This window comes from Mesorhizobium sp. WSM4850, from assembly GCF_055811735.1.
The window spans coordinates 1-2,012 of the sequence record NZ_JBVVPV010000124.1 but is presented as its reverse complement, the minus strand read 5'-3'; the positions used below and the strand labels follow the sequence as shown (position 1 = coordinate 2,012).

At 50.6% G+C, this 2,012-nt stretch carries 1 protein-coding gene and 1 pseudogene; both read right to left on the bottom strand.

The genetic code is table 11. The annotated features are described in order from the left end of the window. Positions 1–119 precede the first annotated feature (119 nt). Entirely contained in the window at positions 120–1,241 is a 1,122-nt protein-coding gene (gene nolL / locus AC0L2Z_RS35195; protein ID WP_473630617.1) for a nodulation factor fucose acetyltransferase NolL, read from the bottom strand. Between the two features lie 27 nt (positions 1,242–1,268). Then, positions 1,269–1,829 (bottom strand): annotated as a pseudogene (locus tag AC0L2Z_RS35190) (GNAT family protein). Positions 1,830–2,012 lie beyond the last annotated feature (183 nt).

Below are 2,012 nucleotides of genomic sequence, written 5' to 3'. Positions count from 1 at the left end.
AGGTTGCGCTCGGTCAGCAGTGCGTCGAGCACAACGAGAAGGTTCAGATCAAGGCCTTTGAAACGCATGCCTTATCTGTCCGTAACGTGGTTGCTTGTCATCGCGACCATTGTGTGTGGCTAATTTATTGCAGATTGAGATTTGAGCAGACTTGGGCGTGGCGGCGCTCCGACAAGGATCTGCGACACATATCCAAGGTCGCGCGCAATCTTGCGAATTGCCAGTGCTGTGACGACAATCGCCACTCCAAGAACACTTGCGAACGCGATTCTGGTCGTGAGATTCCAGACTTCTCCAAACTGTATAAAATCCGTGAGGCGAAACACGGCACCCTGAACCAGATAAAGCAGCAGCGTGCTCTGACCAAGCTCCACCGCGACAAAGTGAGCTATTCTGGTCGAATAGACAATTCTCCAGCATTGGAACATAAGCTGCATCGCTACTGCAGAAGCTGCTGCCGAGCCAGTGAACATCAGAAATACTTGTTCAGCCGACTGTTTATCATGAATTAAAACGAGATTGTTGTAGGCGTAAGTCTCCTTGCCCCACAAAATAAAGCATATGAAAGCTGTTATCGACAGTAAAACTACAAAAATCGATTTGTGTGCCCAAATGATAATTTTCTGCCATCCGATCGGCTGCGCAAGCAAGAACCCGAGACAATAAAATGGGTAAGTGTATCTTAATGACGGGGTTATTGATAATGTGATGGGCGCGAATGCGACCGCAATTGCAGATGCGCTTATAATCCACATCGATACGCGATTGGAAATTGCAAACAGTCTAATTAGAATGAACGAGATAAACGCCGCCCATATGAACCAGTATGTTCCAATGAGTTCCTTCGAAAAGTCCAGCAATCCATCAGTTAAGCTTGTCGCAGGAGGGATCATGGCGGACTTTAGTGTCCAAATTAACGCACACCAAAAAAGCATTGGTAGTAGTAACTGCGTTGCTCGATTGCCGACCCCTTGAATGAACGGTTTTCGCAAAATTGCCCCATAAGAAAGATATCCGCTTATTGCCATAAAGAGAGGCATGTGAAACATGTAGATCGACTTATAATACGGAGACGTCCAGAAATCATCAGTGCCTCGATAAATTAAATATTGTAATAAGTGCCCAATTATCACTAAAGTAATTAGTATACCTTTGACGAAATCAAGGCTTAGGTCTCGGTCGTTTGTCTCTGCTGGGCGCGAGCCGCGTCCCTTCGCTCCGACTGTTATTTGATCAAGCATCAGACTCCAGCCCATCTGTTGCGGTTGCTACCGGCCGTTTCTGGGCACGGCGAGCACGCCAGTTTCGGTGAAAAGATCGAAATTTACGCGGATCGCGGCGTGGTATCGAGGGCCGACTGGCTGCAACCGAGCGGACGAAATCCCAGTGCCTGATCGCAAACCTGGAGCGCAGTGGCGGTCGCGATCATGTGTGGCGACGCGATGGCCCGGCACTATGGTCGCCAGGACGTCTCTGCAGAACCTCTCAAGATAATTCCGCAGCGCATGCCGAACCGTGCCAAAAGCGAACGGAATGCCAAGCTGCTGCTGCACCGGACGCATGACGTGGATAGAATGGCTCATTCCGAGTCTCTCAAGATCCGGATGCACCCTGTACAATCCGAGTTCGCCTACCAAGAAATCAACCTCGCCAACGTGATGAACGGCGCAGCAGGTCCAAGTAAGCCGCTACGCCGTGCACATTCGCGAACCTCCGGCCTTGCACCGGCCCAGCTACGACCGCCTGAAAGCCCCTGTCGGCCCATAGGCCTTTCGGATGAAAGCGGAGAGCTCGACATGATCGGCTACTTGCAAGTCATGTCCCAGCACACGCTACAGAAGCCGTGGCGTGATCGGGTGCATGTTCATCTATGCAGCGCCCTGGAAGTTTGGTAAAATCGATTGTTTAGATCGCGAGCATTCACGCTATGGATAAGTGAAAGCGATGCGCTTCAAAGGCCTTGATCTGAACCTTCTCGTCGTGCTCGACGCACTGCTGACCCAGCGCAACCT

What these genes read in the sequence shown, in the direction of transcription:
- nolL (WP_473630617.1), bottom strand. Translation starts at nt 1,241, where the DNA reads ATGCTTGATCAAATAACAGTCGGAGCGAAGGGACGCGGCTCGCGCCCA.